Raw genomic sequence first — 26604 nt, 5'->3', positions numbered from 1 at the left:
CCTAAACCGTCGCGATCAAAAACGACTCCCCCGTGGAAGGCCTCAAGCCATCGCTACGTCCTGCGAAATATCGCGCGACGATATCGGCGGTGCTCACATGCTCGGCCTTCGAAAACCCCGCCTCTTGCGCGAGCGCGAGCATTTCCTCGGGGCGAAAGAAGCTGAGAAATGGCGTGCCCGCCGCGCGGGCCCGTTCATAAACGGCCTCGTGCTGCGCGCGCTCCGCGGGATCGACGAGATCGAGCGGCAGCGTGAAGGTCATGGCGAGCGTCGATCCCCGCGCGAGCTGCGCGATCTGGTGCAGCGTGGCGAGATTCGCCTCGCGCGTGAGGTACATCGACACGCCCGTGGACGCCACGATGGCGCGCGCCTTCGCATCGAACCCCGCGCGTGCGAGCCGTGCCCACCACGACTCGCCCGCCTCGAAATCCACCGGCACGAAACGCAGCCACGCCGCTTCGCGATAGCCAAGCTCGCCCAGGCGCTGCCGCTTCCACGCCTGCGTGCCGGGCTGATCCACTTCGTACATATGGAGCCGTGACGCAATCTCCGGCCGGCGCTGCGCGAACGTGTCCAGGCCCGCGCCCAGAATCGCATACTGCCCCACGCCCGCATCGGCCTGCGCGGCCACGAGATCCTCGATAAAGCGGGCACGGCCGACGATGGACGCGCGATAGCCGCGCGTGCCTTGCGGGTGCATGTCTGGGCGATTGCGCCAGTCCGGGGCCGGAGCGGCGAGTTGCATGCCGATCGCATCGTCGAGCACGTGCGGTTCGGCATCGACTTCCAGGTGCAGCGCGCGCCAGAGCGCGACGCGGATGGCGCTGGAATCGGGGGTGGCCGTCTTCGGGTCTTGCATATCCGTTCTCCTGTTCGATGCGGCGCAGATGCAGGGCCGGCATTACGCCGGGCCGCGCACGTCATAAATGTCCGCGCTCACCTCGCGCAACACGTCGATCATGATCTGCGCCGCGGGCGAGAGCAGGCGATCGGCGCGCGTGATGATGCCGAAGTCGTCCATCTGGCAATCCATCGGCAGCGGCAGCACCGCGACCATGCCGTGCGTTGCGTAGTAGCGCGCCACGTCCTCGGTGAGCACGGCGATCATGTCGCTTTGCTCGAGCACGCGCGTGATGAAAAGCAGCGCGGGCGTTTCCACCACGTTCGAGGGCGGCGCGAGGCTCGCGCGCTGGAACATCAATTCGAAGCGATGGCGCAATACGCTGCCCACAGGCGGCACGACCCAGGTGGCGCGCGCCACGTCGGCGAGCGTGAGCGGCGCGCGGGTTTTCGCCCGCGCTTGCGCTTCATCCGGCGTTTCCTCATGCAACGGCGAATGCGCCGCCTCCAGCAGCGGATGCCCCGGCCGCACCACGGCGCACACCGGCTCGCCCGTGAGCGGCTCGTAGCGTAGCTGAAGCTTGTCGTGTTCGGCGGAAAGCCGCCCGAGCACGACATCGAGTTTGTCCTGCGCGAGATGTTCGAGCAGCGCGTTGCTTGCGTCGATTTCCACCGAAACGCGCATATTCGCATGCGCGCGCTTGACCGCCGCCACGGCGGCGGGCAGCACGCGCACGCCCGGCGAGGTGATCGCGCCCACGGCGACATGGCCGAGCCGCCCCGCCTTGAGCGCCGAGAGTTCCTCCTGGGCCTGGTCGAGGCTGCCCAGCACCGCGCGCGCATGGCGGATCAGCGCGTCGCCGTAAAGCGTGGGCCGCATGCCGCGCGGCAGGCGCTCGAACAGCACCGCGCCCAGCATCTCCTCCAGTTCGCGCAGCAGCTTCGACGCCGCGGGCTGCGTCATGTTCAGCGCCGCCGCCGCGCGATGGATATTGCCTTCTTCCGCAAGCGCGACGACCAGCAGCAACTGACGCGTCTTGAGCCGCGTGCGCACATACCAGGGGCTCGAATCGAGCATGTTTGCCTGCCGTCCCAAATAGTATTCAGTGTTTATACCAATGCCGAAATCGATATCGAAAACATCCGATATTTCATTAGAAGGTTATCAGAGTTCTATCTAAGCTATGTCCAATGTTTCATTCACTCGGACCGGACGATGTCGGCAACAAAACCCAAACTGCGCTCGCAACAGTGGTTCGGCACCACTGACAAGAATGGCTTCATGTATCGGAGCTGGATGAAGAACCAGGGCATTCCCGACCACGAATTCGATGGCCGCCCGATCATCGGCATTTGCAATACGTGGTCCGAGCTTACGCCGTGCAACGCGCACTTTCGCAAGCTCGCCGAACACGTGAAGCGCGGCATCTACGAGGCGGGCGGCTTTCCGGTGGAGTTTCCGGTCTTTTCGAACGGCGAATCGAACCTGCGCCCTTCGGCCATGCTCACGCGCAATCTTGCGTCGATGGACGTGGAAGAAGCCATTCGCGGCAATCCCATCGATGCGGTCGTGCTGCTGTGCGGCTGCGACAAGACCACGCCGGCGCTGCTGATGGGCGCGGCAAGCTGCGATGTGCCGGCGATCGTCGTAACCGGCGGGCCGATGCTCAACGGCAAGCTCGAAGGCAAGGACATTGGCTCGGGCACGGCGGTGTGGCGTTTGCACGAATCGCTCAAGGCGGGCGAGATCGATCTGCATCATTTCCTTTCTGCCGAGGCGGGCATGTCGCGCTCGGCGGGCACCTGCAACACCATGGGCACGGCCTCGACGATGGCCTGCATGGCCGAGGCGCTGGGCGTCTCTCTGCCGCACAATGCCGCCATTCCGGCCGTGGACGCGCGCCGCTACGTGCTCGCGCACATGTCGGGCATGCGCATCGTGCAGATGGCGCTCGAAGACCTGAAGCTCTCGAAGGTGCTCACGCGCGAGGCGTTCGAGAACGCGATTCGCGCCAACGCGGCGATTGGCGGCTCGACCAATGCCGTGATCCACCTGAAGGCGATTGCGGGACGCATTGGCGTGCCGCTCGAACTCGAGGACTGGATGCGCATTGGCCGCAATACGCCCACCATCGTCGATCTGCAGCCTTCGGGCCGCTTCCTGATGGAAGAGTTCTATTACGCGGGCGGCTTGCCGGCGGTGCTGAGGCGGCTCGGCGAAGCGAATCTGCTGCCGCATCCGGACGCGCTCACGGTCAACGGCAAATCGCTGTGGGACAACGTGCGCGAGGCGCCCAACTTCAACGACGAGGTGATCCGCCCGCTCGACAAGCCGTTGATCGACGACGGCGGCATCTGCATCCTGCGCGGCAATCTCGCGCCGCGCGGCGCGGTGCTCAAGCCCTCGGCGGCCACGCCCGAATTGCTCAAGCATCGCGGGCGCGCGGTGGTGTTCGAGAACTTCGACCACTACAAGGCCACGATCGCCGATGAGTCGCTCGACGTCGATAAGGATTCCGTACTGGTGATGAAGAACTGCGGGCCGCGCGGCTATCCCGGCATGGCCGAGGTCGGCAACATGGGCCTGCCGCCCAAGCTCCTGCGCGAGGGTGTGAAGGACATGGTGCGCATCTCGGACGCGCGCATGAGCGGCACGGCTTACGGCACGGTGGTGCTGCACGTGGCGCCCGAGGCGGCGGCGGGCGGGCCGCTGGCGGCGGTGCGCAACGGCGACTGGATCGAGCTCGACTGCGAGGCGGGCCGCCTGCATCTGGACATCAGCGACGAGGAGCTGAAACGCCGCCTGGGTGACGTCGATCCGGCTGCCGCGCCCGGCGTGGCGGAACAACTGGGCCGGGGCGGCTATGCGCGGCTTTACGTCGATCACGTGCTGCAGGCCGACGAAGGCTGCGACCTCGACTTTCTCGTGGGCAAGCGCGGCGCCGCCGTGCCGCGCCACTCGCACTGACGCACGCGCAAGGACTGCCATCATGACGACGACGCTCACCGGCGACCTGCTGATCGGCGCGCTCGCGAAGCGCGGCGAAGGCGCGGCGTTCCAGGCGACCGACGCCGCGAGCAACACGCCCATCGCACAACCGGTTTTCCACGGCGCGCTGCAAGGCGATGTCGAAAAGGCCTGCGCACTGGCGGACGCGGCGTTCGACACATATCGCACGCTGTCCGCCGACAAGCGCGCGCAATTCCTCGACGATTGCGCGGCGCGCATCGAAGCGCTCGGCGATCAACTCATCGAACGCGCGATGGCCGAAACCGGCCTGCCGCGCGCGCGCCTCGAAGGCGAGCGTGCGCGCACAGCCAATCAACTGCGCATGTTCGCTACGCTCGTGCGCAGCGGCGACGCGCTCGACGTGCGCATCGAACCCGCGCTGCCCGAACGTCAGCCGCCACGCACTGACCTGCGCTTCTGGCGCGTCGGCGTGGGTCCGGTCGCGGTGTTCGGCGCGAGCAATTTCCCGCTGGCGTTTTCGGTGGCGGGTGGCGACACGGCGTCGGCGCTTGCCGCCGGCTGCCCCGTGGTCGTGAAGGCGCATCCGGCGCATCCGGGCACCTCGGAACTCGTCGGCCGCGCGATCCAGCAGGCGGTCGCGGCGGTGGGCATGCCCGAAGGCGTGTTCTCGCTGCTGTTCGACGCGGGCCATGAAGTCGGCAGCGCGCTGGTCCAGCATCCGGCGATTCGCGCGGCCGGCTTCACCGGTTCGCGCGCGGGCGGCCTTGCCCTCGTGAAGCTGGCTGCGGCTCGCGCCGAGCCGATTCCCGTCTACGCCGAAATGAGCAGTGTGAATCCGAACCTGCTGCTGCCGGGCGCGCTCGCCGCGCGCGGCGAGACGCTGGCGCGTGAATTCGCGGCATCGGCAACGCTCGGCTGCGGCCAGTTCTGCACCAACCCCGGCCTGATACTGGGCCTTGCGGGCGCGGACTTCGACGCTTTCGCCGCGAACGCCGCGCGCGAGTTCAGCGCGGCGCCGGCGGGCGTGATGCTCACGCCGGGCATCCTGCGCGCCTACGAGCACGGCATTGGCCGTCTGATCGAGCATCCGAAGGTCACGACGCTCGCACGCGGCGCGGCCGCGCCCGGCCGCGCGCAAGCGGCCCTGCTGCGCGTGAGCGCGAGCGACCTGATCGCGGACGCCGCGCTCGGCGAGGAGGTGTTCGGCCCGAGCAGCGTGCTGGTCGAATGCGCGGACGAAGCCGAATTGCGCGCCGTGCTGCGCCATATCGAAGGCCAGTTGACGATCACGCTGCACGCGCACGCCGCCGATGGCGATCTCGTGCGCGCACTCTTGCCGCTCATCGAGCGCAAGGCGGGCCGCGTGCTGGCCAACGGCTTCCCGACCGGCGTCGAGGTCTGCGACGCGATGGTGCACGGCGGCCCGTTCCCGTCCACCTCGGACGGGCGCAGCACCTCGGTGGGCACGGCGGCGATCGAGCGTTTCGTGCGCCCGGTCTGCTACCAGAATTTCGCTGATGGCTGGCTGCCCGACGCGTTGCGCGACGCGAATCCGCTGCACGTGAAACGGCGTTTCGCGGGCAAGCCCGAAGCGGCCTGAACTGCGCCGCCCAACCGGACAACGACGCAACAAGAACGCGCACAGCGGTAAAAGAATCAGGGAGACAGGATGACGAATCGAAGCAGGACAGACGACATGACTACGAGCCGTACGCCCCGTACGCCACGCTACACGGGCATCTTTCCCGTCGTGCCGACCACCTTCACCGAGACCGGCGAACTAGATCTGGACAGCCAGAAGCGCGCGGTCGACTTCATGATCGACGCGGGTTCGGACGGCCTGTGCATCCTCGCGAACTTTTCCGAGCAGTTCTCGGTCACCGACGAGGAGCGCGAGCGGGTCACGCGCACCGTGCTCGAACACGTGGCCGGCCGCGTGCCCGTGATCGTGACGACCACGCACTACGGCACGATCGCGTGCGCGGCGCGCAGCAGGCACGCGCAGGAGCTGGGCGCGGCAATGGTCATGGTGATGCCGCCGTACCACGGCGCGACCTTTCGTGTGCCCGAGCAGCAGATTTACGAGTTCTATGCGCGCGTGTCGGACGCCATCGACATTCCGATCATGATCCAGGACGCGCCTGCGAGCGGCACGGTGCTGTCCGCGGCGTTGCTCGCACGCATGGCGCGCGAGATCGAGCAGGTTGCGTACTTCAAGATCGAGACGCCGGGCGCGGCAAACAAGCTGCGCGAGCTGATTGGTCTCGGCGGCGACGCGGTCGAGGGGCCGTGGGACGGAGAGGAGGGCATCACGCTGCTGGCCGACCTGCACGCGGGCGCAACCGGCGCGATGACGGGCGGCGGTTTCCCCGATGGCATCCGCCCGATCATCGTGGCGCACCGCGAAGGCCGCCTCGATGACGCCTTCTCGCTCTACCAGAAGTGGCTACCGCTGATCAATCACGAGAACCGCCAGGCGGGCTTGCTCGCCTGCAAGGCGCTCATGAAGGAGGGCGGCGTGATCGCCTGCGAGCTGCCGCGTCACCCGCTGCCGGCGATGCATCCGGAAACGCGCGCGGAATTGATCGCCATTGCGCGCCGGCTCGATCCGCTCGTGCTGCGCTGGGGAAAATGATTGATTCGGCATGCAGATCAATGGCATGGGTGATTTCGACAAGAAGGTCTTTATGAACGCGTCATATACGTTGGCCATCGCAGGCGTGGGCAAGATCGCGCGCGACCAGCATTTGCCTGCCATCGCGGGCAACCCCGGCTTCGAGCTCGTGGCGGGCGCGAGCCGCAATGCGCAGATCGAGAACGTGCGCAACTACTCCGATATCGACGCGCTGCTGGCCGCCGAATTCGGGCTCGACGCGGTCTCGCTCTGCACGCCTCCGCAGGTGCGTTATGCGCAGGCGCGCGCGGCGCTCGAGGCGGGCAAGCACGTGATGCTCGAAAAGCCGCCCGGCGCGAGCGTGAGTGAAGTGGAGGCGCTGCGCGAACTGGCGCGCCAGCATAACCGCACGCTGTTCGCCACGTGGCATTCGCGCTGCGCGAGCGCCGTCGAGCCGGCGCGCGCGTGGATCTTGAACCGAACGATTCGCGCGGTGCGCGTGCGCTGGAAAGAGGACGTGCGGCGCTGGCATCCGGGCCAGCAATGGATCTGGGAACCGGGCGGCCTCGGCGTGTTCGATCCGGGCATCAACGCGCTTTCCATCGTTACGCGCATTCTGCCGCGCGAGGTGCTGCTGCGCGGCGCGACGCTCCATGTGCCCAGCGATTGCGCAACGCCCATCGCCGCGGAACTCGATTGCATCGATACCGATGGCGTGCCGGTGCGCGCCGAATTCGACTGGCGGCATGGTCCCGTCGAGCAATGGGAAATCGACGTGGAAACCACCGACGGCCTGCTCTCCATCGCCGAAGGCGGCAAGCGCCTCGTCATCGCCGGCGAGCCGGTCGAACTGGATGCGCAGCGCGAGTACGCAGCGCTTTACGAGCGCTTTCACTGGCTCATTGCGCACGGCGCGCAAGACGTGGATGTGCGTCCGCTGCGGCTCGTGGCCGACGCGTTTCTGCTCGGCCGGCATATCGAAGTCGAAGCGTTCGGGCATTGAGTTGCAACAGAGAAACCAGAGACACACCAGAGGAGACAACAGCATGACCAGCAAGATTCGCCGCTTCACCCTGCGCGCCGTATTCGCGGCCATGTGCATCGCGCCGCTCGGCATGAACGTGGCCGCGCACGCCGACGCGCCCACCAAGATCGGCTTTCTCGTGAAGATGCCCGAGCAGGCATGGTTCATCAACGAGCAGAAGGCTGCGACGGCGCTCGGCCAGAAAGAGCAATTCTCGGTCGTCAATATCGGCACGCCCGACGGCGAGAAAGTGCTGGCCGCCATCGACAACCTGGGCGCGCAGGGCGCGCAAGGTTTCGTGATCTGTGCGCCCGACGTGCGTCTCGGACCGGCCATCCAGGCGCGCGCGAAGCGCTACAACATGAAGTTCGTGACCGTGGACGACCAGTTGGTCGATTCGTCGGGCAAGCCGCTCGCGAACGTGCCGCACCTGGGCATGTCGGCGTTCAAGATCGGCAACCAGGTGGGCCAGGCGATCTCGGACGAGATGAAGCGGCGCGGCTGGAAGCCTGAGGAAGTAGGCGCGCTGCGCATCACAGACTATGAATTGCCCACCGCGAAGCTGCGCACCGATGGCGCGACGCAGACGCTGCTCGCCAACGGCTTCAAGAAGGAAAACATCTTCGACGCGCCGCAGAAAACCACTGACGACGAAGGCGGCTTCAACGCGGCTTCGCCGGTGCTCGCGCAGCATCCGAACATCAAGAAGTGGGTGGTGTTTGCGCTCAACGAGGAAAGCGTGCTGGGAGCCGTGCGCGCGACCGAGCAGCTGCATCTGCCGTCCGCGGACGTGATCGGCGTGGGTATCAACGGCGCGGGCGAAGCGTTCGCCGAGTTCCAGAAAAAGCAGCCTACGGGCTTCTACGGGACCATCGCCGTGAGCTCGACGAACCACGGCAAGGACAGCGCGCAGAACCTCGTCGACTGGATCCGCAACGGCAAGCAGCCGCCCGCCGATACGCAGACCACCGGCAAGCTGATGACGCGCGATAACTGGCAGGCCGTGCGCACCGATCTGGGCATTTAAGGCACGCGCAAGGGCAAGAGCAAGGGCAGGCATGCAATGACTGAAACCATGATTCGAGCGGTTCAACAGGGGCAGCAGGGGCAGCAGGCGCAACAGGAGCCGCGCGCGTATCTGGAACTCGACGGCATCACCGTGAGCTTTCCGGGCGTGCGCGCGCTCGACCGCGTTTCGCTGGCCGTGCGCGCGGGCGAAGTGCACGGCTTGATGGGCGAGAACGGCGCGGGCAAGTCCACGCTGCTCAAGGTGCTCTCGGGCGTGAACCAGCCGCAGGAAGGCACGCTGAGGCTGAATGGCGTGGAGCAGCGCTTCGCGACCACGCGCGCAGCGCTCGACGCGGGCGTCGCCATCATCTATCAGGAACTGCATCTCGTGCCCGAGCTCACCGTGGCCGACAACCTGATGCTCGGGCAATTGCCCAACCGCCTCGGCGTGCTCGACGAGCGCACGCTCGTGCAGCGCGCGATGGCGGAATTGCAGCGCCTCGGCGAACGCATCGACCCGCGCACGCCGGTGAAGAACCTTTCCATCGGCCAGCGCCAGATGATCGAAATCGGCAAGGCGCTCATGCGCGACGCACGCGTGATCGCCTTCGACGAGCCCACGAGCTCGCTCTCGGCGCGCGAAACCGAGAACCTCTTTCGCATCATCAACGCGCTGCGCGCGGACGGCCGCGCGATCATCTACGTCACGCACCGCATGGACGAAGTCTATGAGCTGTGCGACCGCGTGACGGTGTTCCGGGACGGCAAGCGCATCGAGACCTTCGAGTCGGTGGCCGATCTCGACCGCAACCGGCTGATTGCCGCGATGGTGGGCCGCTCGATCGCGGACGTCTACGGCTATCGCGCGCGAGCGGCGGGCGAGGTGCTGCTCGAAGCGAAGGCGCTGATGGGACCGGGGCTGGCCGAGCCGGTGTCGTTCACGGCGCGGCGCGGCGAGATCGTCGGCTTCTTCGGGCTCGTGGGCGCGGGCCGCTCCGAACTCATGAAGCTGCTCTACGGCGCCACGCGCGCGAGCACGGGCCACGTCGAACTCGACGGCGAGCGCGTGAACTTCGCTAGCCCGCGCGACGCGGTGCGCGCGGGCATCGCACTGTGTCCCGAGGATCGCAAGCAGGAAGGCATCGTTGCGATTGCCTCGGTGGCGGACAACCTCAACATCAGCGCGCGGCGTCATTTCAGCCCCGCGCGCTTTCTGCTCGACGCGAAACGCGAGCGCGCGCTCGCGCAGGATTACATCCAGAAACTCGCGATCAAGACGCGCAACGGCGAAACTGCTATCGGCACGCTCTCGGGCGGCAACCAGCAGAAGGTGATTCTGTCGCGCTGGCTTGCGGAGCGCATCGAAGTGTTCCTCATGGACGAACCCACGCGCGGCATCGACGTGGGCGCGCGCGCCGAGATCTACAACCTGCTCTACGAGCTCGCCGAAGCAGGGCGCGCGGTCATCATGGTGTCGAGCGACCTGGCCGAGGTGATCGGCGTGGCCGACCGCATCGTGGTGATGCGCGAAGGGCGCATCGTGGGCAGCGTGCCGAAGGCCGAAGCCACACCCGACGAACTGATCAAGATGGCGCTGCCGCGCTAAACACCCCCGAAGAGAAACCAGAGATGAGTCAAGCCATGCAGCCACAGGGCACGCCAACCGTCAACGAAGCCGCCGCGCCCATCACGCCTTCGCGTGCGCGCGCGTGGGACATGATCAACAAGTCGGGCATCGCGGTGGTGTTCGTGGTGCTGTTCGCGGTGCTTTCCGCCACGGTGCCCGACTTCCTCACGAGCCGCAATATTCAGGGTCTGCTGCTTTCCGTGACGCTGATCGGCTCGATCGCCGTCACCATGATGTTCGTGCTCGCATTGGGCGAGGTCGATCTTTCCGTGGCGTCGATCGTGGCGTTCTCGGGCGTGGTGGCCTCCACGGTCATCACGCAATCGCATAGCGTGGTGCTGGGCATCGCGGCGGGCGTGCTCGCGGGCGGCGCCGTGGGCCTCGTGAACGGCGTGCTGATTGCGCGCTTCAAGATCAATTCGCTGATCGCCACGCTAGCGATGATGGAAGCCGTGCGCGGCCTTGCTTTCCTCACCTCGAACGGCGACGCCGTGATGATCTCCGAAGAGCGCTTCTTCGATCTGGGCGGTGGCGCGTTCCTCGGCATTTCGTACCCGATCTGGAGCAACATCATCGGCTTCGCGGTGTTCGGCTTTCTGCTGAAGAAAACCGTGTTCGGCAAGAACGTGCTTGCAGTGGGCGGCAATGGCGAAGCGGCGCGGCTCGCGGGCCTGCCGGTCACGCGCATCAAGATCACGGTGTTCGTGCTGCAGGGGCTCGTTACGGGTTTCGCGGGCGTGATGCTGGCTTCGCGCATGAGCCTCGGCGACCCGAAGACTTCGGTGGGGCTGGAACTGGGCGTGATTTCGGCGTGCGTGCTGGGCGGCGTCTCGCTCACGGGCGGCGTGGCGACGATTTCCGGCGTGCTGGTGGGCGTGCTCATCATGGGCGCCGTGCAGGACGCCATGAGCCTCATGAACGTGCCCACGTTTTATCAGTACCTGATTCGCGGCGGCATCCTGCTGCTGGCCGTGCTGTTCGACCAGTTCCGCCGCAGCAGGCGGGCGGTGTGAGCGCGCGGCGCGTGGGCGGTGCCTGCTGTGCGGCCGGGTCTGCGATGCGGCGCTCAGGTTTCCAGCGCCGCGCCGCCCAGAATGGTATTGGCATCGGCGCGCGCGTTGTCGAGCTGCACCACGCTCGCTTGCCTTGCGGCCAGCGCGTCGCGGTTCTCGATTGCCGTGAGTATGGCCTTGTGGCGGGGCAGCGAAAGTGCATGCGTATTCGGATGGCGGCTCGTGAGCTTGATCGACTCGGTGAGCGCGAGCGACAGCATGTTGCCGATATACGCGAGCATGTCGTTGTGCGTGGCCGCCATGATCGCGCGATGAAACTCCAGATCGGGCTCGAGCAGATCGGCCGCCGTTTTGGCCTGCTCCATGCGCGCATAGGCAGCGGTAATGCGTGCGAGGTCCTGGTCGCTGGCGGAAATGGCGGCGAGCGCGGCGGCCGCGGGCTCGATGATCTGCCGCACCACCATCAGCGAACGGAAGAACTCGCCTTCGGGAATGCTGTTGACGGTCCAGTACAGCACGTCGGGGTCGAGCATGTGCCACTCTTCGCGCTTGCGCACCACGCTGCCCACGCGCGGCTTGGACACCACGAGACCCTTGGCCACCAGCACACGCGTGGCCTCGCGCAGCACGGGACGGCTCACGCCATAGGTCTCGCACAAGGTGGGCTCGGCGGGCAGGCGCTGGCCGGGTGCGAGCTTGCCGCTCACGATCTGCATGCCGAGCTCCTGCACGATGCGCCCATGCATGCTCTTGCGTTTGTCTAGGTTGCGGTAATCCATGTCTGTCCTGCCGGGACGTCCCGAATGTTCGGTCCGGCGGCCCGTTCGGACACTCCCTGTTGTAAACGTCCGGTGCGCTCAGTCGCTGAGTGTGGCTCGGTGTGGCTCAGTGTGCGGAGCCGGCGCGCATGGCCCGATATTCCCTCCGCACGATCTCCATGAGCTCCGTCACCGACGTGAGCGCACTTTGCTGTTCGTAGGTCACGCGGCCCCGCTGCATCAGCATGATGCGATCCGCGATATCGAGCGTCTGCGCGTAATTGTGCATGATCATGATAATGGATAGGCCGCCTTTTTCCTTCAACCGCATGACGAGGTCGATGATGAGCCCGGCCTCGCGCGCGCCCATTGCTGCGAGCGGCTCGTCGAGCAACAGGATCTTCGCGTTCGAATGCACGGCGCGCGCCACCGCAATCGCCTGGCGCTGGCCGCCTGAAAGCCGTTCGACAGGAACATCCACGGAGGGCACGTGCACGCCGATGTCGTCGAGGCATTGCGCCGCGCGCTCGCGCATCTGCTTGTGGTCGAGCAGGCGCAATGGCCCGAGCGGCCCGCGCCGCACGATCTCGCGGTTCAGGAACATGTTGTGGTAAATGCTCAGCGAATTCGCGAGCGCGAGGTCCTGATACACGCATTCGATGCCGAGCGCGCGCGCGTGATCGACCGAGCGCAGCAGCGTCTGCTGGCCGTCGATATGCAGCGTGCCATCTGTTTGCTGATGAAAGCCCGTGAGTATTTTCACCAGCGTGGACTTGCCCGCGCCGTTGTCGCCGAGAATGCCGAGGATCTCGCCCTTGCCGAGCATGAACGAGACGCCGTCGAGCGCCGTGACCGCGCCAAAGCGCTTCACGAGGCGCTCGCCGCGCAGCGCGAGCGGCGCGGTGTTCGCGCCGGAGGAGGCGGCTTGCGATTCGTCCATCAGCGTGCCCCCTTGCGGCGAATACGTCCTATGTGGATGTTGAAAACCATGGCGGCCAGAATCGCGGCGCCCAGGATGATATTGAACGTGAACGCGTTGATGCCGATGAGCGTGAAGCCGTCGTTGAGAATGCCGAGCACCGCCGCGCCGATGAGCCCGCCCACGATGGTGCCCGAGCCGCCCGTGAGCGGCGTGCCGCCGATCACGGCGGCGGCCACGGCGAGGAACATGATCTGGTTGCCGCCCGCCTGCGGATCGATGGAGGTGATGCGAAACGCTTCGAGCATGCCGGTGAAGCCCGCGAGCACCGCGGCCAGAATGAAATTGCCCAGCCGCAGCCGGTTCACGTGGATGCCCGCCTCGCTCGCGCCCAGCGGGTTCGCGCCCGCCGCCTGCGTATGCAGGCCCCAGCGCGTGTGCCGCAGCAGCACGTGCATCACGAACGCGATGCCCAACGTCCAGAGGATTTCGCTGTAGCCCCACGCGCCCATGAAAGCGGAGAACGCGGGCGAGCCCGGCGTGGCGGCGGGCGTGCCGCGCGAGACCGTGAGCGTGACGCCGTTGATGAGAAAGAGCGTGCCGAGCGTGGTGACGAACGAGGGCAGCCGCAGCCACACCGTCACCGCGCCGTTCGCGAAGCCGATCAGCGCGGCCGCCGCGAGCCCCGCGATCACGGCCAGCCACATGGGCGCCCCCGCATCGCTGGCGAACACCATCATGAACGGTGCGAACGCGAACACCATGCCCGCCGATAGATCGATATCGCCGCCGATCATCAGCATGATCTCGCCGAACGCGATGATCGCCACCGGCGCGATGAATTGCGAGAGATTGACGAGACTGGCGTTGGTGAGCAGGAAATCGTGGTTCGCGAACTCGAAATACGCAGCCAGCAGCACGGCCACGAGCAGAATGCGCAACTCGGGCGCCCATCGCGATGCGAATGAAACGCCCGCGCGCCGCGGCGCGCGGACTGCCTCGATGTTGCCGGATTCGTTCACTGTATCCATCACGACTTGATTGCGCCGTTCATCGGGACGATTTGCGGCTTGGTGGTCTTGCCTTCATAGCGCGTCGAGGTATTCAAATACGGCTCGACCGTCGACTTCGTCACGAACTTCAGGCCCGTGTTGATGTCGGCCGGCCCAACCAGCCCGCCCGAAGCGAGGAACACGAACGCCTCCATCACAGTGTAGAACCCCTGCACATAGGGCTGCTGGTCGATGGTGAAGTCGAGGAAGCCCTCGTGGATGAGCTGGACCGTGCTGGGCAGCAGATCGAAGCCGCCGCCGTGTACGCCCTTCGCGGGCAGGTTCGACTCCTTCATCACCTGCGCCACGCCCTGGGTGCTTCCCGCATCCACGGCGAACATGCCCTTCAGGTCCTGATGGCCCAGATAGAACGACTTGATCTTCGAAAGCTCCTCGTTGACGGTCGCGCCCGTGGCCACGGTTTGAATGTCGATCTTCTTGCCGGACTTCTTGATGGCGTCGCTTGCGCCATCGAGACGCGGCTGGATATTGAGCTGCCCCGGCGTTGCAATGAAGAGCGCGACCATGCCGCTGTCGATCAGGCTCACGATGCGCTCGCCCATCTGGTAGCCCGAGAGATACAGGTCCTGGCCGATATAGGCAAGGCGCGGATTGTGCTTGCCGCGCGGGGCATCGGCGTTGTAGGCGAACACTGGAATGCCGGCGTCGAGCGCGGCCTGGACGGGCTTGTCGAAGGCGCTCGGGTCGACGATGGGCACGGCAATGGCGTCGGCCTTCGCCGCGATCGCCGAATTCACCGCACGCAACATTTCGCCCGCGTCGGAGGTGGCCGAGCCGGTCCACTGATAGTCCATGCCGAGCAATGCGCAGGCATCCTGAATGCCGTATTGCGTGGGCACGAAAAACGGGTTCGTGGTCACATGATTGACGAAGACGATCTTCCACTTCTTGTGCGAGGGAAAGGCGGTTTCCGCTGCTTGCGCCTGCGAAATCAGCCCGCCCGCACCGCCGCCGAGCGCGCTCATGAACGAGAGCGCGGCGCCCAGCCCCGCGCCCTGCATCAGCCCTCGCCGCGCGGCGCTGAAACCGTTGCCGTCACGTTCCTGTTCGTGTTCCTGGTCGTCATCGTGCTGCTGTGCCATGTCGTCCTCCGGCTCTCTTCTTGGTGGGTCGATGTGGTCGACGTTGAGTCGATCGCGTGCAGATGCGGGACAGCTCCGGTAACCGGGCGCTTGCAATGATGCGAATAAAACCGCTGGCGGCGCTTCACGCCTCATGCTTCACGCCTCACGCCTCACGCCTCACGCGGCGGCGCGGCAACCAGCTTCGTCTGTTCGAGCGGCGCGGCAGCCGGCGTGCGGGCGCGCGCTGCGCGCGCGAAGCCCTTGCCGCCGCCCGTGGATTTGCGGCGCGCGGCATGGCGCTCGGTGGCGCGCTGCAGCAGGCAGAACGCGCAGAGCAGCGCGCCGATCACAATGCGCGTCCACCACGAGCTGAGCGTGCCGTCGAAGGTGATGAGCGTCTGGATCGTGCCGAGGATGCCCACCCCGAATACCGAACCGATCACATAGCCCACGCCGCCCGTGAGCAGCGTGCCGCCGATCACGGTCGCGGCGATGGCGTCGAGTTCCATGCCCTGCGCCTGGAGGCCATAGCCCGAGAGCACATAGAGCGTGAACACCACGCCGCCGAGCGCGGAGCAAAAGCCCGAAAGCGCATAGACGGCGATCTTTGTGCGCGCGACGGGCAGGCCCATGAGCAGCGCTGAGCGCTCATTGCCGCCAACGGCGTAGACGTTGCGGCCGAAGCGCGTGAAATGCGCGATGACGATGCCCGCCGCGAGCATGGCGAGCGCGGTGAGCGAGCCCGTGGTGAGCGAGCCGCTGCCCACGGGAATGCTGAATTCGGAGAGCGCGTGAAAGCCGCGGTCGTTGATCTGGATGGATTCGGTGGTGATGAGAAAGCAGGTGCCGCGCGCGAGGAACATGCCGGCGAGCGTGATGATGAAAGGCTGAAGCCGGAAGAAGTGAATCAGCGCGCCCATGGCCGCGCCATACAGCGCGCCGAACAGCAGCACGAGCGGCACGACCACGGCCACCGGCCAGTGCAGCTTCTCGGTGCCTACGGCGCACAGGATCGTGGTGAGCGCGACCACGGCGCCCACCGAAAGATCGATGCCGCCCGAGATGATCACGAACGTCATGCCGATGGCTACGATCAGCAGGAATGCATTGTCGACGAGGAGTCCGAACAAAACCTGCAGCGAGAAGAAGCCGGTGTACATCGCCGATCCGAAGCCGAACAACGCCAGGAACAGCAGCACCGTCACGAAGATGGGCAGCACGCGCGGATCGACAAAGCGCGAGATGCTGCGGCGCAATGCGGCGAGCGGGCTCGAAGCAGCGTTGTCATGAGCTTGCGATGGGCGGTTCATGCTCGGATTCCCCGAAGTCTTTATTCTCAGGCCCGCGCGCGCCGCGCGTGCCCGATGCGCCTGAGCTGCTGGGCGGCGAAAGCGCGCGCGGCGGGCGACTGGATCACGCACACGCACAGCACGACCACGGCCTTGACCACGAGCGTGGCCTCGGGCGGCACGCCGATCGAATAGGTGGTGTAGGTGAGCGTCTGGATGATGAGCGCCCCCAGCACCGTGCCGGCGAGGCTGAAGCGCCCGCCCGAGAGCGAGGTGCCGCCGAGCGTCACGGCGAGAATCGCATCGAGTTCGAGCAGCAGGCCCGCGTTGTTGCCGTCGGCGCTGCGCACGTTCGAGCTGATGAGAATGCCGGCGATGGCGGCCATCACGCCGCAGAACGCATAGGTGCCGAACACCACGGCCTGCGACGACAGACCCGCGAGCCGCGCAGCCACGGGATTCACGCCAATCGAGCGGATGAAGAGCCCGAGCGCGGTGCGATTCACGATGAGCGCGGTGAGCACCGTCACGGCAATCGCGATCCACACTGCGCAGGGCACGAGCGCAAAATAGCCGCCGCCCGCGTACAGATAACCTTGCGCGCCGATGGGGATGATCTGGCCGCCGGTGAGCAGTTGCGCCACGCCACGCCCGGCCACCATGAGGATCAGCGTGGCGATGATCGGCTGCATGCCGACGAGGGCCACCAGCAACCCATTCCACATGCCCGCGAGCAGGCCCACGGCAAGCGCCGCGCCGAACGCGGCGCCGACGCGCGAGGGGTCGTCGGCGAGCACGGTGGCGGCCGCCGCGCCGGCGATCGCCACCACGGCGCCCACCGAAATGTCGATGCCGCGCGTGGCGATCACGAGCGTCATGCCGAGCGAGACCACGACGAGCGGCGCGGCGCGCATGAGGATGTCGACGGGTGCGCCGAACAGATGGCCGCCCAGCAGCGTGATGGAGAGAAAGCTGGCGCGATGCGCGACATCCACGGCGAACAGCGCGACGAGCGTGAGCGCGGGCCATACGAGCGGATGCTTGAGCGTCAGCGCAAGCCACGCGGGCAGGCCCGAACCGGGCCCCGAAGTTTGGCGCGCATTCATGTGCGATCTCCGGCAATGAGGCCGTAGACCTCGTGCTCCGAGCGTGCCGCGCCCGCAAGCTCGGCCACCTTGCGCCGGTCGCGCAGCACCGCGATGCGGTCGCTCACGCGCACCACTTCGCTGATTTCCGAGGAGATGAAAAGAATGCCGAGCCCCTTCGCGCAGAGGGCACGCACGCGGTCCATGATTTCGAACTTGGCGGCCACGTCGATGCCGCGCGTGGGTTCGTCGAGGATCAGGAGACGCGGCTCGGTCGCGAGCCAGCGCGCGAGCAGCACCTTCTGCTGATTGCCGCCCGAAAGCAGGCCGATGGGCTGCTCCGCGTCGCGCGCCTTGATGCCGAGCTGCGCGATATACCCATTGGCGAGCTCGCGCTGGCGCGCGCGTCCAATCATGCGCCACCAGCCGCGCCGCGCCTGCAGCGCGAGCACGATGTTCTCGCGGATCGAAAGCTCCGCAACGATGCCTTCCTTCTTGCGGTCTTCGGGGCAATACGCCATGCCGTGGCGGACCGCGTCGCGCGGCGAGGCGAGCTTCACGGTCTCGCCGTTGATGCGCACGGCGCCCGCGTCGGCCCGGTCGGCGCCGAACAAGAGACGCGCCGTTTCCGTGCGCCCCGAGCCCAGCAGGCCGGCAAGGCCGAGAATCTGGCCGGGCCGCACCTCGAGATCGAGCGCGTTGAGCACGCCGCGGCGCGCGATGCCCTGCGCGGCGAGGTAGGGCGCGCCGGTTTGCGCGTCGGCTTGTGCGGAGTTTTCGGGCGCGTGTGCTTGCTGTGCGCCGTGCGCGAGCCGATCGTCGGCGTGGGTAGCGCGGTTGAGGCCCACCATCTTGGCCACCAGCGTCTGCACCGGCAATTCGGCGGCGAGATATTCGCCCTCGCGCTCGCCATTGCGCATCACGGTGATGCGATCGGAAATCGCAAAGGTTTGCTCGAGAAAGTGCGTGACGAACAAAATGGCGATGCCTGACGCCTTCAGCTTGCGCAGCACATCGAACAGGCGCGCGACTTCGCCTTCGTCGAGACTCGAAGTGGGCTCGTCCAGAATGAGAATGCGCGCATCGACCGAAACGGCGCGCGCGATCGCCACCATCTGCTGCATGGCGATGGGGTAGGTGTCGAGCGACTGCGTGACGTCGAGCGATAAATTGAGCGCGGCGAGCGCGTCGGCGGCGCGCCGGTGGATCGTCTTCCAGTCGATCAGGCCGCGCTTGCGCGGCTGGCGGCCCGCGAAAATATTCTCCGCCACCGAGAGATTGGGGCAGAGATTGACTTCCTGATAAAGCGTCTGAATGCCCGCGGCTTCGGCTTCCTGCGGCGTAGCGAAGCGCACGGGCTGGCCGGCGAGTCGGATCTCGCCGGCCTCGGGCTCGTGCACGCCCGTGAGCACATTGATGAGCGTGGACTTGCCCGCGCCGTTCTGGCCCATCAGCGTATGGATCTCGCCGGGAAAGAGGCGGAAGTCGACGCCGTCGAGCGCGCGCACGCCGGGGAACGTGCGCGTCAGGCCGACGGTTTCCAGCAGCGGCGTGAGGTTCATGCGTGCCTGTGCTTACCGCAATTAGTACTTGCGCGACGGCAGCACCTGCGCCGCCACGCTCTCGGGGAACACCGTTTCGTTCGTGACGATGCGCTTGGGCAGTTGCTTGCCCGCCACCACGTCCTTCACGGCAGTCATGAGTTGCGGCCCGAGCAGCGGGCTGCATTCCACGTCCACGTTCATCTTGCCGGCGATCATCGCCTGGAAGCCGCCCTTGGTCGCGTCGAACGACACCACGCTCACGTCCTTGCCTGGCTTCATGCCCGCTTCCTCCATGGCCTGGATCGCGCCGAGCGCCATGTCGTCGTTATGCGCGTAGACCACGTTGATCTTGTTGCCATAGGTCTTCGCGAAGGCTTCCATCACCTGCTTGCCGCCCGCGAGCGTGAAGTCGCCGCTTTGCGACGCAATGATCTTGAACTTCGGATCGTTCTTGATCACCTCGATGAGACCCGCGTGACGATCGTTCGCGGGCGCGGAGCCCACCGTGCCCTGCAATTCGACGATATTGACGGGGCCGGGATTGTTCTTGTAGTGCTCCTCGAGCCACTTGCCCGCGCGGCGGCCTTCTTCCATGAAATCCGAGCCGATCATCGTCACGTAGAGCGACTGGTCTTTCACGTCGATATTGCGGTCGGTGAGAATCACGGGAATCTTCGCGCGCTTCGCTTCCTGGAGCACCGGCTCCCAGCCCGATTCCACCACCGGCGAGAAGGCGATCACGTCCACCTTCTGCGCGATATAGGAGCGGATCGCCTTGATCTGGTTTTCCTGCTTTTGCTGGGCGTCCGAGAACTTGAGATTGATGCCGGCTTCCTTGGCGGCGGCCTTGACCGATACGGTATTGGCAGTGCGCCAGGCGCTCTCGGCGCCCACTTGCGCGAAGCCCAGCGTGATCTGCTTGTCCTCGGCGTGCGCGACGCCCGCCGCGAACGAAAAAGCCGCGGCGGCGGCAATGAGGCCGCTTGCCATGCGAGTAGCCAGTTTCATGCGTGTCTCCAACGTAGCTTTCTATTTCTTGAATTCGGCGCTACCTGCACTCGCGTCCCTCACGGCCAGACAGTGTCACGAGTCAATCGCGCCATCCCGGGCCGGTGTCGAGTCGGCGTGACTCAACACCGGCCATCTGCCTTGCAAGCGTCAATAGACAAACTATATTCAACGGATATGGCGGTTTAAATCCGCGTTTTCCCGATCTTCCCTGGCTATATAGTCATGCTATTTATGGGTTTTTCTCACTAAGTGGGTAAAGCCATGAACGCTCGCAAAATCCGGCTCCGCTCGGCCGCGTGGTTCGGCACCACCGACAAGAACGGCTTCATGTACCGGAGCTGGATGAAGAATCAGGGCATCCCCGAGCACGAGTTCGCGGGCAAGCCGGTCATCGGCATCTGCAACACGTGGTCGGAACTCACGCCTTGCAACGCGCACTTTCGCAAGCTCGCCGAGCACGTGAAGCGCGGGGTGTACGAAGCGGGCGGCTTTCCCGTGGAATTCCCGGTGTTTTCCAACGGCGAGTCGAACCTGCGGCCCACCGCAATGTTTACGCGCAATCTCGCGTCGATGGACGTGGAAGAAGCCGTCCGCGGCAACCCCGTGGACGCGGTCGTGCTGCTGTGCGGCTGCGACAAGACCACGCCCGCGCTGCTGATGGGCGCGGCAAGCTGCGATGTGCCGGCGATCGTCGTGACCGGCGGGCCGATGCTCAACGGCAAGCACGAAGGGCGCGATATCGGCTCGGGCACGGTGGTATGGCAATTGAGCGAGCAGGTGAAGGCGGGCAAGATTTCGATGCACGAGTTCATGTCGGCGGAAGCGGGCATGTCGCGCTCGGCGGGCACCTGCAACACCATGGGCACGGCCTCGACGATGGCTTGCATGGCCGAGGCGCTGGGCGTGAGCCTGCCGCACAACGCCGCCATTCCCGCCGTGGATGCACGCCGCTACGTGCTCGCGCATCTGTCTGGAATCCGAATTGTCGAGATGGCGCTCGAAGACCTGCGCCTTTCGAAGCTGCTCACGCGCGCGGCGTTCGAGAACGCCATCCGCGTGAATGCCGCGATTGGCGGCTCGACCAACGCGGCGATTCACCTGAAGGCGATCGCGGGGCGCATCGGCGTGAAGCTCGATCTCGACGACTGGACACGCATCGGCCGCCACACGCCCACGATCGTCGATCTGCAGCCCTCGGGCCGCTTCCTGATGGAGGAGTTCTATTACGCGGGCGGTCTGCCGGCGGTGCTGCGGCGGCTCGGCGAAGCGAAGCTGCTGCCGCATCCCGACGCGCTCACCGCTAACGGCCATACGCTATGGGAAAACGTGCGCGACGCGCCGAGCTACAACGACGAGGTGATCCGCCCGCTCGCCAACCCGCTCGTGCAGGACGGCGGCTTGTGCGTGCTGCGCGGCAATCTCGCGCCGAACGGCGCGGTGCTCAAGCCCTCGGCGGCCACGCAGGCGCTGCTCAAGCATCGCGGGCCCGCCGTGGTGTTCGAGAATTTCGACGACTACAAGGCGCGCATTGCCGATCCCGCGCTCGACGTCACGCCCGACTCGGTGCTCGTGATGAAGAACTGCGGGCCGCGCGGCTACCCCGGCATGGCGGAGGTGGGCAACATGGGCTTGCCGCCCAAGCTGCTCGCGCAGGGCGTGACCGACATGGTGCGCGTGTCCGACGCGCGCATGAGCGGCACGGCCTATGGCACGGTGGTGCTGCACGTGGCGCCCGAGGCGCGCGCGGGCGGCCCGCTTGCGATCGTGCGCAACGGCGACTGGATCGAGCTCGACTGCGAAAAGGGCACGCTGCGCGTGGATATCAGCGATGAAGAGATCCGCGCGCGGCTCGCTGCGTGGGCGGCGGCGCAAAAACCCGAGCCGGCGGACGGCAGCGGGTATCGCAAGCTTTACGTCGAGCACGTGCTGCAGGCCGACGAGGGATGCGATTTCGATTTCCTCGTGGGCTGCCGGGGCGCGGAGGTGCCGCGACATTCGCATTGAAGGCGGCGGGACATTGCGTGCGCCTCGTGAGACACTCGCGCGCATGACCCAGAACATCTACGACGACCCCGCCTTCTTCGAAGGCTACAGCCGCCTGAACCGTTCGGTGCAGGGGCTGGACGGCGCGCCCGAATGGCCCGCGCTGCGCGCATTGCTGCCGGACCTGGGTGGCTTGCGGGTGCTCGATCTCGGCTGCGGCTATGGCTGGTTTTGCCGTTGGGCGGCGCAGCAGGGGGCGGCTGCGGTGGAGGGCGTGGACGTCTCGGTGCGCATGCTGGAGCGTGCGCGAGCGATGACGCAGGCACCGGCGCAATCGTCACCGCAACCCGCGTCTATCGCATGGCGTCGCGCCGATCTGGAAACGCTCGAAGTGGCCGAGGCCAGCTTCGATCTGGTCTATAGTTCGCTCGCGTTTCATTACGTGGAGCATCTTGCCGGGTTGCTGCGCACGATTCACCGCGCACTCGTGCCGGGCGGCCGGCTGGTGTTCTCCATCGAGCATCCGATTTACATGGCGCCGCGCGCGCCGGGCTTTTGTCTCGACGATGACAACAACAAGAGCTGGCTGCTCGACAGCTATCAGATGGAAGGCCCGCGCGCGACGAACTGGCTTGCCGAGGGCGTCGTCAAGCAGCATCGCACGCTAGGCACGCTCGTGAATACGCTCATCGATTGCGGATTCACCTTGAGCCGCCTGATCGAATGGGGGCCGACGCAGGCGCAGGTGGACGCCATGCCCGCGCTGGCCGAAGAGCGCGAGCGGCCGATGATGGTGCTGATCGGCGCGCAGCGCTAGCGCCGCTCGGCGCCGCGAAACCCGACGCTTACATCTCGACGATGCCGGGAATCGCTACGTTTGGATCGATGTCGGCGCCATAGTCGACGCCTTCGATGCCGAAGCCGAACAGACGCAGGAATTCCGCCTTGTAGCCCGCGAAATCGGTGGTGGCGTAAAGGTTTTCGTCGGTGACCTGGTCCCACGCAGCTTTCACGCGCGCCTGGATCGCGGGGTCGAGCTCCTTGTAGTCGGCGCGCAGGCGGCCTTCGTCGTCGAGCACCGGCGTGGCGCTGTAGAGCGAATCGCGCAGGAGTCCATAGACTTGCTCGATGCAACCCTCGTGCGTGCCGTTTTCCTTCATCGCCTTGAAGAGCAGCGCGAGATAGAGCGGCATGATGGGAATGGCGGAACTGGCCTGCGTGACCACCGCCTTGAGCACGGCAACACGCGCATCGCCGCCGCGTGCCGCGAGCTTCGCGCGGATGCCCAGCACCTTCTGGTCGAGGTCCTTCTTGGCCGCGCCAATGGAGCCGTTCCAGTAGATGTCGTGGGTGATCTCCGCGCCAAGATAGGTGAACGCCGTGGTCTTCGCGCCATCGGCCAGCACGCCCGCTTCGAGCAGCGCATCGATCCACATCTGCCAGTCCTCGCCGCCCATCACGGCCACCGTGGCGTCGATCTCGCTTTGCGCGGCTGCTTCGAGCACGGTTTCCTTGATGCTCTCCTTGTCGGTGTCGATGCCGCGCATGCGCAGCGTCTTGCCCACCGGCTTGAGCGTGGAGGTGTGCACGGCACCCGTCACCGGATGCGTGCGGCGCGGCGCGGCAAGGCTGTACACCACGAGGTCGATCTGGCCGAGATCGCGCTTGATGGTGTCGATGGTCTCGCGCTTTACGGCGTGAGAGAACGCGTCGCCGTTGATGGTCTTCGCGTAGAGCCCTTTGTGCGTGGCGAACTTCTCGAACGCGGCGGTGTTGTACCAGCCGGCGGTGGCGGGGCGGGTATCGGTGCCGGCGCGCTCGAAGGCGACGCCGAGCGTGGCCGCGCCCGAGCCGAATGCCGCCGAAATGCGCGCGGCGAGGCCGTAGCCCGTGGACGCGCCCAGCACGAGCACGCGCTTCGGACCATGGGCAATGGGGCCGTGGGCGTCGACGTATTCGATTTGCTGCGCGACGTTGGCTTCACATCCCATGGGATGGGCTGTCACGCAAATGAAGCCGCGAACACGCGGTTCGATGATCATCAGACTTCTCCGTATTTCGCAGATGCATGCAAGAACGGGCGGCATTTTAGCGCGAGCAAAAAGTCTGGGCCATGGTTGGGGGGCATACTACTGCAAGCGATATCGAAGTTTCCGTCTTCCCGGGAAGCGGCAAGCGTAAGAAGAGGCATGTCCGAAAAGAACGGAGACTGCCCAGGTTGATGCCTTTGGCAAACACCATGCAGGTATCACCTCCATTGTTGATCGATTGGACGCTCCGGCGAACTTGTGCGCGTTCGCCGGAGCATGGTCACCTTGACCTGTGATCGGTGACCACGTGTGCGAATCAGTCGGTCATTCGTCAATCACTCCCGTGTAGCCGCTTTCGCGGATGCGCTGTTTTTTTCCTCGCGCTTGTGCTTGCGCATTTCGGGTGTCAGGTAGGGATAGGCGCGCCTCAGCTTAATGTGCAGAATGATACGGTGGCTATCGGGTTCATCTGGTACCGGGTCCCCGCAGAGTAGATCGACATCGACAGGAAACCGGCTAGTCCAACGCTCGTTTGCCCTGTAACGATAGGTGTGCAGGAGCGGTGATGGCGGTATTCCCGCGCCCATATCGTTACGTTCGATCTTCGTCCCATCGCCCGCAACCCAGTAGTCCGCCAGGTGGAGTCGCTCTTTTATTAACGATGGTTCAATATCAACTGCCGATGACGAGGAGACGAACCGCAGTTCGAATGCGCTAGGAACTAAGGAAATTTTGGTTCTGTCGTCAGAAATATCGAGGGGACTGGTTATCGTAGAAAAGGTGATGATGACACCAGGGAGGTTTGAATCCTTAAATGTGTATTGAATATCTGTTGAGTCAGGAAAATTTTTTGTGGACTGAATTACTCAAAATTCAGGATCAGCCGTGTCAAATGGCTTGTTATCGCGAAGTATCGACATGGCTTTCTCCATCATCGTAAAAATCACTTCGTTCTGACGATTCACGAGGCTGTTAGCCATTTCCCTCGACTCCGATGTTTCTGAGTGTTTCAGTGTATTTGTCTGTGCATGTGCCAGGCTCACGCAAGAACAGAGCATCAGGATTGCTCCAGTACGAATCCACGGGTTCCTGTGTCGCATAAGCATCTTCCTCGTGTAGGTGACTGTAGTAGCCGGGTTTGTGCATTGCCATTTGCTGTGCTATTTCCGGCGTAACATGTCGAATATCACAGACAGCCTGTTGTACTTTCGCGAAATTAGATCGGAGGTAGCTATAGTAACCATAGCTTTGCATCGCGGTAATCTGCCAGTAGTAGTGAAACATCAACATGGCATGCATGCCGATACGAACACGATCATCGTTGGGAAATTTTGTTTTCGCCGCCAGATCGTAGACGGCCGGTAGACCGTAGCACCGGCAATCCCGATCACGTGAGCCGATACGGCTGATTCGCGACCGCGAAGCCGCCGCCGTCCTCAACCAGCACATGATGCGCCGCGTACTTGCCGGGGTTGTCGGGCGTAACGGGGAAATCAACCGGTCGCGCCTGCGGATCGTCGGTTGCATGATCTGCTGCGTGAACGAGGAATTTACCATCGGTATAAACGGTAAGCCCTTCCGGGCGCATGCGTAGCAACGTTCCGCCGCAGCGGATATCCACGCCGTTCTTTCCCGTTATCTCCACGATGCCCTGCGTGCTCGTAATGGTCATGTCCTTCTGGGAAGATTGCGTCATCGTGTCGGGCTGCGACTCGATCCATTGCCGAGACAACCGAGCCCGGCCAACGTCGCCTCGACGGCCACGTCGAGCGGCGTATGCGGCTCGCTACCCAGCGTCGCCACCAGCCTCGTGTTATCGAGTTCAAGCGCTTCACGCCACAGATACCGCATCTCCAGCATCTCGCGAGGCGTGGTGGCAAACGGCGCCGCGGCATAAATCAGCGGCCACGGGAACGGCTTGCGCTGCGCGTGCAAGCCATGGCGTTGCGCGACGCGGCAGATGGCGGCGGCCATTTGTGTGCCGTCGGCGTCCCAATGCCCGGCCATGTGAAAGCGTGCGAACGGCGCGAGTCTTGCGCGCATCTCGATCAATTCGACTATCGTGCGGGCCGCATCGGGCACATAGGCCCACGCGTGGCCGACGCCTGGCGCGCCGGGCTCGCGGACCGTGCGCACGGGCTGCCCCATCTTCACGAAACCCTGCGCAAGCCAGCTATTGCCCACGCGCGGGCCGAAGAAGTCGCCGGCGCGCACGATGATCGAGCGCACGCCATGCGCCGCAGCCGTTTTCAGGCGCTGCTCCAGCGCGACGCGAATCGCGCCCTTGCGGGTGCGCGGCCGCTGCGGCGCGTCTTCGCCCACGAGCGGCAGCGCCTCCGCCCCGAAGTTGTAGACGGTACCAGGCAGCACCACGGTCGCGCCCACGGCCTGGGCGGCGACGATCGTGTTGTCGATCATCGGCAGCACGAGTTCGGCCCAACGCTTGTAGCCCGGCGGATTGACCGCGTGCACGATCACCTCGCAGTCCTGCGCGGCGCACATCACGGCTTCGCGGTCCATGGCGTCGCCTTGCACCAGTTCGATGCCATGGCCGACGCGCGTGGTCGTGGCCGCGCGGGTTCCGCGTTGCAGCGCGCGCACGCGCCAGCCCGCGCCGATCAGTTGCCGCGCGACTTCGCCGCCGATGCCGCCGGTTACGCCCAGCACGAGCGCCGTGCGGCCTGTTTCGAGAGAGTGCGTTGCCATGTCCGTGCGCCGTTTGAGAGGTGTCGATGGCGTGATTCTGCGCGT

General features: G+C 65.4%; 22 protein-coding genes. 9 read left to right on the top strand and 13 right to left on the bottom strand.

The window, feature by feature from the left end; genetic code table 11:
* Position 1: 1 nt before the first annotated feature.
* Together P5W98_RS30840 and P5W98_RS30835 are read right to left on the bottom strand one after the other, a co-directional pair.
* On the bottom strand, positions 2-859 hold the full coding sequence (locus tag P5W98_RS30840) for a class I SAM-dependent methyltransferase (protein ID WP_421028238.1): 858 nt from the start codon (positions 857-859) through the stop codon (positions 2-4).
* Positions 860-901: 42 nt separating this feature from the next.
* Positions 902-1918, bottom strand: a complete 1017-nt coding sequence (locus P5W98_RS30835) for a LysR substrate-binding domain-containing protein (protein ID WP_421028237.1) — start codon at positions 1916-1918, stop codon at positions 902-904.
* Between the two features lie 138 nt (positions 1919-2056).
* Between P5W98_RS30835 and P5W98_RS30830 the strand changes: the two genes are divergently transcribed.
* The 7 genes from P5W98_RS30830 (at position 2057) to araH (ending at position 11097) form a co-directional block, all read left to right on the top strand.
* Positions 2057-3808, top strand: coding sequence for an IlvD/Edd family dehydratase (locus tag P5W98_RS30830; RefSeq protein WP_421028236.1), 1752 nt, complete (start codon positions 2057-2059; stop codon positions 3806-3808).
* Positions 3809-3830: 22 nt separating this feature from the next.
* Positions 3831-5411: an aldehyde dehydrogenase (NADP(+)) gene (locus P5W98_RS30825; RefSeq protein ID WP_421028235.1), complete on the top strand. Its 1581-nt coding sequence runs from the start codon at positions 3831-3833 to the stop codon at positions 5409-5411.
* A 96-nt stretch (positions 5412-5507) separates the two neighbouring features.
* Positions 5508-6446, top strand: a complete 939-nt coding sequence (locus P5W98_RS30820; RefSeq protein ID WP_421028234.1) for a dihydrodipicolinate synthase family protein — start codon at positions 5508-5510, stop codon at positions 6444-6446.
* A 52-nt stretch (positions 6447-6498) separates the two neighbouring features.
* Positions 6499-7428 carry a Gfo/Idh/MocA family protein gene (locus tag P5W98_RS30815; RefSeq protein WP_421028762.1) on the top strand — a complete coding sequence of 310 codons (930 nt, stop codon included), beginning with the start codon at positions 6499-6501 and terminating at the stop codon, positions 7426-7428.
* Between the two features lie 43 nt (positions 7429-7471).
* Complete coding sequence (locus tag P5W98_RS30810; protein WP_421028233.1) at positions 7472-8476, top strand: arabinose ABC transporter substrate-binding protein; 1005 nt, start codon at positions 7472-7474, stop codon at positions 8474-8476.
* A 48-nt stretch (positions 8477-8524) separates the two neighbouring features.
* Positions 8525-10063: an L-arabinose ABC transporter ATP-binding protein AraG gene (gene araG / locus P5W98_RS30805; protein ID WP_421028232.1), complete on the top strand. Its 1539-nt coding sequence runs from the start codon at positions 8525-8527 to the stop codon at positions 10061-10063.
* Positions 10064-10086: 23 nt separating this feature from the next.
* Positions 10087-11097: an L-arabinose ABC transporter permease AraH gene (araH, locus tag P5W98_RS30800; RefSeq protein WP_421028231.1), complete on the top strand. Its 1011-nt coding sequence runs from the start codon at positions 10087-10089 to the stop codon at positions 11095-11097.
* Between the two features lie 53 nt (positions 11098-11150).
* Here araH and P5W98_RS30795 read toward each other — a convergent pair whose 3' ends face one another.
* The 8 genes from P5W98_RS30795 to P5W98_RS30760 all read right to left on the bottom strand — a co-directional run bounded on the left by P5W98_RS30795 (position 11151) and on the right by P5W98_RS30760 (position 19819).
* Positions 11151-11876 carry a FadR/GntR family transcriptional regulator gene (locus tag P5W98_RS30795; RefSeq protein WP_421028230.1) on the bottom strand — a complete coding sequence of 242 codons (726 nt, stop codon included), beginning with the start codon at positions 11874-11876 and terminating at the stop codon, positions 11151-11153.
* Positions 11877-11982: 106 nt separating this feature from the next.
* Positions 11983-12795 carry an ATP-binding cassette domain-containing protein gene (locus tag P5W98_RS30790; RefSeq protein WP_421028229.1) on the bottom strand — a complete coding sequence of 271 codons (813 nt, stop codon included), beginning with the start codon at positions 12793-12795 and terminating at the stop codon, positions 11983-11985.
* Positions 12795-13805 (bottom strand): ABC transporter permease, encoded by a 1011-nt coding sequence (locus P5W98_RS30785; RefSeq protein ID WP_421028228.1) that lies wholly within the window; start codon positions 13803-13805, stop codon positions 12795-12797. Before P5W98_RS30785 ends, P5W98_RS30790 begins: the two co-directional genes overlap by 1 nt.
* Entirely contained in the window at positions 13805-14929 is a 1125-nt protein-coding gene (locus P5W98_RS30780; protein WP_421028227.1) for a sugar ABC transporter substrate-binding protein, read from the bottom strand. Before P5W98_RS30780 ends, P5W98_RS30785 begins: the two co-directional genes overlap by 1 nt.
* A 152-nt stretch (positions 14930-15081) precedes the next feature.
* The gene (yjfF, locus tag P5W98_RS30775; RefSeq protein ID WP_421028761.1) at positions 15082-16167 is read right to left on the bottom strand and encodes a galactofuranose ABC transporter, permease protein YjfF; all 1086 of its coding nucleotides are present in this window, start codon (positions 16165-16167) and stop codon (positions 15082-15084) included.
* 80 nt (positions 16168-16247) lie between these two features.
* Positions 16248-17306, bottom strand: coding sequence for an ABC transporter permease (locus P5W98_RS30770; protein ID WP_421028226.1), 1059 nt, complete (start codon positions 17304-17306; stop codon positions 16248-16250).
* Entirely contained in the window at positions 17303-18847 is a 1545-nt protein-coding gene (locus P5W98_RS30765; protein WP_421028225.1) for a sugar ABC transporter ATP-binding protein, read from the bottom strand. Before P5W98_RS30765 ends, P5W98_RS30770 begins: the two co-directional genes overlap by 4 nt.
* A 21-nt stretch (positions 18848-18868) precedes the next feature.
* Positions 18869-19819 carry an ABC transporter substrate-binding protein gene (locus tag P5W98_RS30760; protein ID WP_421028760.1) on the bottom strand — a complete coding sequence of 317 codons (951 nt, stop codon included), beginning with the start codon at positions 19817-19819 and terminating at the stop codon, positions 18869-18871.
* 282 nt (positions 19820-20101) lie between these two features.
* On the opposite strand from P5W98_RS30760, the gene P5W98_RS30755 reads away from it, so the two are divergent.
* A complete protein-coding gene (locus tag P5W98_RS30755; protein WP_421028224.1) occupies positions 20102-21844 on the top strand; it encodes an IlvD/Edd family dehydratase in 1743 nt (580 codons plus the stop codon).
* 43 nt (positions 21845-21887) lie between these two features.
* On the top strand, positions 21888-22640 hold the full coding sequence (locus P5W98_RS30750; protein WP_421028223.1) for a class I SAM-dependent methyltransferase: 753 nt from the start codon (positions 21888-21890) through the stop codon (positions 22638-22640).
* A gap of 28 nt (positions 22641-22668) precedes the next feature.
* On the opposite strand, the gene fabV is transcribed toward P5W98_RS30750, so the two are convergent.
* The 3 genes from fabV to P5W98_RS30735 form a co-directional block, all read right to left on the bottom strand.
* The gene (gene fabV, locus P5W98_RS30745) at positions 22669-23865 is read right to left on the bottom strand and encodes an enoyl-ACP reductase FabV (RefSeq protein ID WP_421028222.1); all 1197 of its coding nucleotides are present in this window, start codon (positions 23863-23865) and stop codon (positions 22669-22671) included.
* A gap of 1375 nt (positions 23866-25240) precedes the next feature.
* A complete protein-coding gene (locus tag P5W98_RS30740; RefSeq protein ID WP_421028221.1) occupies positions 25241-25549 on the bottom strand; it encodes a DUF2345 domain-containing protein in 309 nt (102 codons plus the stop codon).
* Positions 25546-26559 carry an NAD-dependent epimerase/dehydratase family protein gene (locus tag P5W98_RS30735; RefSeq protein WP_421028220.1) on the bottom strand — a complete coding sequence of 338 codons (1014 nt, stop codon included), beginning with the start codon at positions 26557-26559 and terminating at the stop codon, positions 25546-25548. The genes P5W98_RS30740 and P5W98_RS30735 overlap by 4 nt, the downstream gene beginning before the upstream one ends.
* Between the last annotated feature and the right edge of the window lie 45 nt (positions 26560-26604).

This window comes from Paraburkholderia sp. A1BS-2L, from assembly GCF_051125205.1.
GTDB lineage: Bacteria > Pseudomonadota > Gammaproteobacteria > Burkholderiales > Burkholderiaceae > Paraburkholderia.
The sequence above is the reverse complement of the archived record's forward strand: the minus strand, read 5'-3'. Positions and strand labels throughout refer to the sequence as shown.